At 66.3% G+C, this 6,759-nt stretch carries 7 protein-coding genes; 2 read left to right on the top strand and 5 right to left on the bottom strand.

Annotated elements, in window-relative coordinates:
• Positions 1-456 precede the first annotated feature (456 nt).
• Positions 457-1,335, top strand: a complete 879-nt coding sequence (locus tag H9639_RS01615; RefSeq protein WP_191806392.1) for a pentapeptide repeat-containing protein — start codon at positions 457-459, stop codon at positions 1,333-1,335.
• A 29-nt stretch (positions 1,336-1,364) separates the two neighbouring features.
• Here H9639_RS01615 and H9639_RS01610 read toward each other — a convergent pair whose 3' ends face one another.
• From H9639_RS01610 to H9639_RS01595, 4 genes are all read right to left on the bottom strand, one after another.
• The gene (locus H9639_RS01610; RefSeq protein WP_191806391.1) at positions 1,365-2,447 is read right to left on the bottom strand and encodes a sulfate/molybdate ABC transporter ATP-binding protein; all 1,083 of its coding nucleotides are present in this window, start codon (positions 2,445-2,447) and stop codon (positions 1,365-1,367) included.
• Positions 2,444-3,235, bottom strand: coding sequence for an ABC transporter permease (locus tag H9639_RS01605; RefSeq protein ID WP_191806390.1), 792 nt, complete (start codon positions 3,233-3,235; stop codon positions 2,444-2,446). The genes H9639_RS01610 and H9639_RS01605 overlap by 4 nt, the downstream gene beginning before the upstream one ends.
• Before the next feature lie 72 nt (positions 3,236-3,307).
• Positions 3,308-4,099, bottom strand: coding sequence for a molybdate ABC transporter substrate-binding protein (gene modA, locus H9639_RS01600; RefSeq protein WP_191806389.1), 792 nt, complete (start codon positions 4,097-4,099; stop codon positions 3,308-3,310).
• The gene (locus H9639_RS01595) at positions 4,099-4,509 is read right to left on the bottom strand and encodes a TOBE domain-containing protein (RefSeq protein ID WP_191806388.1); all 411 of its coding nucleotides are present in this window, start codon (positions 4,507-4,509) and stop codon (positions 4,099-4,101) included. The genes modA and H9639_RS01595 overlap by 1 nt, the downstream gene beginning before the upstream one ends.
• A 99-nt stretch (positions 4,510-4,608) precedes the next feature.
• On the opposite strand from H9639_RS01595, the gene H9639_RS01590 reads away from it, so the two are divergent.
• Complete coding sequence (locus H9639_RS01590; RefSeq protein WP_318241944.1) at positions 4,609-5,379, top strand: putative protein N(5)-glutamine methyltransferase; 771 nt, start codon at positions 4,609-4,611, stop codon at positions 5,377-5,379.
• Between the two features lie 44 nt (positions 5,380-5,423).
• Here the strand turns inward: H9639_RS01590 and H9639_RS01585 are convergent, their stop codons facing one another.
• Positions 5,424-6,713 (bottom strand): pyridoxal phosphate-dependent aminotransferase, encoded by a 1,290-nt coding sequence (locus tag H9639_RS01585; RefSeq protein WP_191806857.1) that lies wholly within the window; start codon positions 6,711-6,713, stop codon positions 5,424-5,426.
• Positions 6,714-6,759 lie beyond the last annotated feature (46 nt).

Here is a 6,759-nt window from a genome sequence, read left to right as displayed (position 1 = left end):
ATCCACTGAGGAAGTGGGGGCCGGGAACCCGGCCACCACCGGCACCAACGACCCATTCCTGGTTGAGCGCTGTAGCGCACTCATCGCGGCCGGTCCACTGAACCATGCGCTCTATGCGCTAACTACGGGACTGCCCGAGCACCGGGATGCCGCAGCTGCCCAGCTTCTGCCGGAATAGCTGCCAAGCGCGTGCTGCCGACCCGGATGGTGGCGCCCGCAGCCGCCACCGGCGTCATGCTCCTGCTGGTGTCCGGACCGGATCCGACATGTATCCTGCAAGCAGTGCAAACTATTTCTTATTCGTGACACAGATCTCTCTGCGCCGTGCTTCCGCTGTGACGCGGAACCGTGAAACTGCTCCATGGCGAGTAGTGATTTCGTGTACCCCGGTTCCGGGACCCGTCAGGGGTCCCGGATGCTCAGGCCCACCACCAGATACTTCACGGAAGAACAACCATGCCTGTCCCACAACCTGCACCAGGACGATTCCTTTCCCTCACCCCTCTGCGTGAACGGGAGGAGCTGCGCCCGGACTGCTCCAGCTGCTACGCCCTGTGCTGCACGGCCTTCGGCTTCGCGCGGTCCGCTGACTTCGCCGTCGACAAAGCCCCCGGAACCCCCTGCAGCAATCTGGCCGAGGACTTCACCTGCACCATCCATGCCTCCCTGCGTCCGCGGGGTTTCTCCGGCTGCACTGTGTTTGACTGCCACGGAGCCGGCCAAACCGTGTCCCAGGGCTACTACGCCGGGGAAGACTGGCGGACCCATCCTGAAGCTGCCCGGGAGATGTTCAGCACCTTCGCGGTAGTCCGGCAGCTGCACGAGATGCTCTGGTACCTGGCGGAGGCTGCGGACCGGGCCTTCGACCCGGAAACCACTGGATCGGCTGAGGAACTCCGCACATTGATCGGAAGCGAGCTGCAGCAAGGTCCGCACGCGCTGCTCGCCCTGGACCTTTCCGCACTGCATGCACGGGTCCGGGCTCTCCTGCTGGAAGTCAGCGCCGAAGTGCGGGCTGGTTACTTTGCCGAGGGACAGCAGGATGCGGGAGCTGACCTGCAGCCCTCCGCGGACCTGATGGGCCGGGATCTGCGCAGGGTTTTCCTGTGCGGGGCAGACCTTCGCGGAACCTACCTGATCGGGGCGGACCTCCGCGGGGCCGACCTTGCCGGCACAGACCTGCTCGGCGCTGATCTGCGCGGTTCCCGCCTGGAAGGTGCCGATCTTTCCCGGGCCCTGTACCTCACCCAGGCGCAGGTTACCGCAGCCACCGGGAACAGCGAAACACTCCTGCCTCCCGTGCTTCGCCGCCCCGGACACTGGCGGGAGGGCTGACGGAAGGTTCCTTAAAGCTGCATCCCGCCTTATGCGGGGTACAGCGACAAGGCCAGCGCGTCCACGGTGAAAAGGACTTCCTGACCCGGGCGCAGGGCCAGATCCGCGGCTTCAGCCGGACTGATGTCTGCGGCGAGCTCCCCCGCACCGACCCGGATCCGGTCACCCCTCGGCTCAAGGTCCGTGACGGTGACCTTGAGAACGTTTCGGCCTCCGGCCTGCCCGGTGGGGCGGGTGGGCCCGGCTGAACCCGATGGGTTCACCACGCTGACCAAAACCGACGACGGCGGAAAGGCTGCGAGCCACTGGCTCCCGTCCCGGAACTGGTCACGGGACGCTTCGGGTGGGCATTCAATCTCGAAACCGGGCGCGCTGAAGCAGTCCCCGCGGCGAATGCCCTCCACCAGGTTCAAGCCGGCCAGGCTCGCCGTGAACCGGCTGCGGGGCCGGCGCAGAACCTGCGCCGGCGGACCACCCTCGACGATCTGCCCGCCCTCCATCACCAGCACTCTGTCTGCCAGCATCAAAGCGTCGAGGACATCGTGGGTGACAATCAGGGCACTTCGGCCAACCAGGACACGGCTAAGTAACCGGCGCAGTAAAGGTGCTGCGTGAACGTCCAGCGCCGCCATGGGCTCATCCAGCAGCAGCAGGGACGGTTCCGCGGCCAGCGCCCGCGCCAGGGCCACACGCTGGGCCTGCCCACCGGACAGCTCGGCCGGTTTGCGGGCAGCGAATCCGCCTGCATCGGCCTGGTCCAGCCAGTAGCGGGCTGCCGTCCGGGCCGCCCGCCGCGGAGTCCCGGCACTTCGGGGACCGAAAGCCACGTTCTCCTCGGCGCTCAGGTGCGGGAAGAGCAGTGCCTCCTGGGCAAGCAGCGCAGTGCCCCGGCGGTGGGGCGGCAGCCACACCCGCCTGTCGACGTCGAACAGCACATTGCTACCGAGCTTCGCCCGCCCGGCTGCAGGCTGCAGCAGTCCGGCGATCAGGGAGACCACTGTGGACTTCCCGGCGCCGTTTGGCCCCAGCAGTGCCACGGTCTCACCGGCCGCTATTTCCAGGGAGACGTCGATACCGCGCTCGGGGAGCACCGCTTGCAAATCCAGTCTCATTGACGCACCGCTGGCGTCCCGGCGGAAGTGCTGCGGTAGGACAGTCCCACCACCACCACAGCGACTGCCACCAGAACCAGTGAAAGGGCCACGGCTGCATCGGCGTCGGTCTCGCGCTGCAGGTAGATCTCCAGCGGAAGCGTTCGGGTGACGCCCTCGAGACTCCCGGCGAAGGCCAGCGTGGCTCCGAACTCGCCCAGGCACCGGGCGAAGGAAAGGACAGCGCCGGAGGCCAGCCCCGGAAGCACCAGCGGAACGGTCACCCGCCGCAGGACGGTTCCGGGGCCGGCGCCCAGGGTTGCCGCCACGGCCTCATACCGGGTGCCCGCCGTCCGGAGCGCGCCTTCGACACTGAGCACCAGAAACGGCAGTGCAACGAAGGTCTGCGCCAGGACGACGGCGGTGGTGGAGAACGCTATCTGGATTCCCAGGACATCCAGCACCCCGCCCAGCAGCCCCTGCCGCCCGAAGGTATAAAGCAGCGCAATCCCGCCGACCACGGGCGGCAGCACCAGCGGCAGCAGGACCAGTGCCCGAACCAGCCGTTTGCCGGGAAACCGCAGCCGCGCCAGCACCAGCGCCAGCGGCACACCAAGCAGCACGCACAGCAGGGTGCTGACCGTCGCTGTGCGGAGGCTAAGCGACAGCGCTGCCAGTGAGGACTCGGAGGTGATCAGGGGGATGAACTGTCCCCAATTCACCTCGGCGGTGATGGCCGCCAGCGGCAGCAGCAGGAACACCGTTCCCAACCCGGCGGCGGCCAGCACCCAGCGCGGCAGCTGGATCATCGGGGTCCTCCAGTGGATCCGTTGCCCACCGTGGCTACCCGGGAACAACGGGCGAGCCGAGGCAGGGGCTTCCTAGGGCGCACCGAAGCCGGCCTTCCGCAGGATGTCCTGACCAGGGCCGCTGTGGACGAAGCTGATGAAATCATCTGCCAGCTCCGGCTGCCGGGCGTTGGTCAAGCGGACAATCGGATAGGTGTTCACCGCCTGGGCGGCTTCCGGAAAAGCCACCTCTTCCACACTCCCGGCGGAGGCCAGCACATCGGTGACGTAGACCAGCCCCGCGTCCGCCTCCCCGGAGGCAACCTTGCCTAAAACTCCGGTGACCGAGGTTTCCTCGCTGACCGGAGTGATTTCCGTGCCTGTGGCCGCCTCAATCCGTGCAGCCGCAGCGCCGCAGGGAACCTGTTCCGCGCACATCACCACCTGCCGGCCCGGTTCACCTAAGTCATTAAACCCGGTGATGCCCGCAGGATTGCCCGGCGGTACGGCGATCGTGAGGGTGTTGACGGCGAAGGGTACGGGATCGCCGGCAGCCAGTCCGCTTCCGGCCACTTTGTCCATGTTGGTCCCGTCCGCTGACGCGAAGACATCCGCCGGGGCCCCCGACTGAATCTGGGTCGCCAAGTCCGCTGAACCGGCAAAATTCAGCCGCACGGTGGTGCCGGGGTGGTCGGCTTCGAACTCTTCGGCTAGGTCCGTAAAGGGACCGGACAGCGACGCGGCCGCGAAGACCATCATCTCCCCCGCGGGTTCCGGGCCAGAGGACGACGGCGGGTTGCCGGCACACCCGGCCAGCAGCACTACGGCGCCCACCGACAGGGCAATCGTGCGGAGAGACGTGTGCAGGCTGTTCCCGTGGAGCATTACGCCTGTTTCTTAACCGGGGGCATTTCGACAATCACGTTGGTGGCTTTCACCACGGCAGTGGCCGTGGACCCGGGTTCCAGTCCGAGCTCGCGGACGGCCTCCGAACTCATCAGCGAAACAACCCGGAACGGCCCGCACTGCAGTTCAACCTGGGCCATCACCTTGTCCATCACAATGTCTGTCACCAGGCCCACGAAGCGGTTCCGTGCAGAACTGGCAATCTCCGTGGGATCGTCCGGCAGATGTGCCTGCTCCCGGGCCAGGTGGGCCAGTTCCAGAGAGTCAATAACCTGCCGTCCACTGGCATCACGGCGGCCGGTCAGGGTACCGTGCTCTATCCAGCGCCGGACGGTGTCATCACTGACTCCCAGGAACCGTGCTGCTTCGGCGACTCTCAAGCTAGGCATACACCGACACTATGCCGCAGATGCGCCTATTTCCAGAGGACTCTGAAATATATGCGGAAGTTTGATCGACTTGATCGTGATACAGCACTGTCGCAGTCCGTGTCACGGCTCCGGAGTGCCGGCTGCGTTTTCGCCGAAGAGGAGGCACAGCTGCTGCTTGCTGCTGCCGGTACGAATCATGAACTGGACTCACTGCTCTCCCGGCGGGCGGCTGGTGAACCCCTCGAGTACCTCCTGGGCTGGGCACAGTTCGGTGCGCTGCGGATCCGTGTCGGTCCGGGCGTTTTCATCCCCAGACGGCGGACCGAGTTCCTGGCTGCCGCCGTCGTCGATGCCTTGCGAAAGCACGCAGAGGGCGCCGGAGGCACTGCGGCTCTGGTGGTGGAGCTGTGCTGCGGGTCAGGCGCGATCAGTGCTGCAGTTGCGGCAGCCGTCCCGTCCGCCCAGCTGCACGCAGCTGACCTGTCAGCGGATGCAGCCGGCTACGCCCGGTTGAATCTCGGAGCCCGTGCCGCTGTTTACCAGGGCGACCTCTTCGAGGCCCTGCCGCACACGCTTCGCGGAAGCGCCGACCTGGTGGTGGCAAACGCGCCCTACGTGCCCACGGAGCGCCTGGACTTTCTGCCGCAGGAAGCCCGGCTGCACGAACCAGCAGAGGCGCTCGACGGCGGTGAGCAGGGCCTCACGGTACTGTTCCGAATCGCCGCTGAGGCGCCGGCCTGGCTCCGGCCCGGGGGCCGCCTGTTTGTGGAGTGCAGCACCGGCCAGGTGCCCGCGCTGGCGGCTGTTTTTACCGCCGCAGGGCTCCGGCCCGAGGTACTGCAGGAGGAGGAGGCGGACGCCACGGTGCTGAGCGGACTGAGGTACTGATCCCGCCGTGGCTGCAGGCCGGAGGTTCGCGGGTCTCCGGAGCGCTAGTCCCCTGAAACGTCCGCCCCGGCCGGTTCGAGCATCCCGCCGCCGGCCTCCTGCACTTCAACCGCACCGGGGGTGCGCCGGTGGCTGGCCAGGAACGCCGCGATCCGGTTGACGGCGTCGCGGATGTCATCCTCGGCCGGCAGGATCACGAAGCGGAAGTGATCAGGCGTCGGCCAGTGGAAGGCCGTTCCCTGCGAGACCAGGATCTTCTGTTCCTCGAGCAGGTCCAGGACAAACTTCTCGTCGTCGTCGAACGGGTACATCTCACGGTCCAGCTTCGGGAACAGGTACATTGCGCCGGCGGCCGGCACACAGCTGACGCCGGGGATTTCATTCAGCAGCCGGCACGCCAAGTCCCCCTGCTCCGCCAGGCGTCCGCCCGGCTTCACCAGGTCCCCGATGCTCTGGTAGCCGCCCAGCGAGGTCTGGATGGCATGCTGTGCAGGAACATTGGGGCAGAGCCGCAGCGACGCCAGCAGTTCCAGGGATTCGCGGTAGGCGGCAGTATCGGCGCGCTTGCCAGTCACGGCTACCCACCCGGCCCGGTAGCCGGGCATCCGGTAGGCCTTGGACAGGCCGGAGAAAGTCAGCACGGGCAGGTCCCCGGCCACCGACGCGGTATGAATGTGCACCGCGTCCTTATAGAGGATCTTTTCGTAAATCTCATCGGAGAAGAGCACCAGTTCGTAGCGGCGGGCCAGGTCGGCGAACTGTTCCAGGATGTGTCGGGGGTACACGGCGCCAGTGGGATTGTTCGGATTGATAATCACGATTGCCCGGGTGCGGTCGGTAATCTTGGCTTCCAGATCGGCCATGTCCGGCCACCAGTTGTTCTCCTCGTCGCAGGCGTAGTGCACGGCTTCGCCGCCGGACAGCATCACGGAGGCTGTCCACAGCGGGTAGTCCGGTGAGGGGATCAGCACCTGGTCGCCCGGTTCCAGGAACGCCTGCAGCGTCATGGAAATCAGCTCGCTGACCCCGTTGCCGATGAAGATATCCTCGACGCCGATCTGCATCAGACCCCTGGTCTGGTAGTACTGTGAAATAGCGGTCCGTGCCGAGAAGATGCCTTTCGAGTCGCTGTAACCCTGGGCGCCGCGCAGGTGGTGGATCATATCCACCACGATCGATTCCGGCGCTTCCAGCCCGAAGGGCGCCGGATCACCCAGATTCATCTTCAGGATCCGCTGGCCGGCGGCCTCCATCTGCTTGGCCACGTGCTGCACGGGGCCCCGGAGATCGTAGCGGATGTTCTGCAAACGGCTGGAATTCTGCATGGGACGCATCATCGGATTTTCCCACCACCTGGCCCTTGCGCCAAAACGGGCCGTT

The sequence above is a fragment of the Arthrobacter gallicola genome, from assembly GCF_014836775.1.
GTDB classification, from domain to species: Bacteria; Actinomycetota; Actinomycetes; order Actinomycetales; family Micrococcaceae; genus Arthrobacter_B; species Arthrobacter_B gallicola.
Note: the sequence above shows the minus strand (reverse complement) of the source record. Positions and strands in the feature narration are given on the sequence as shown.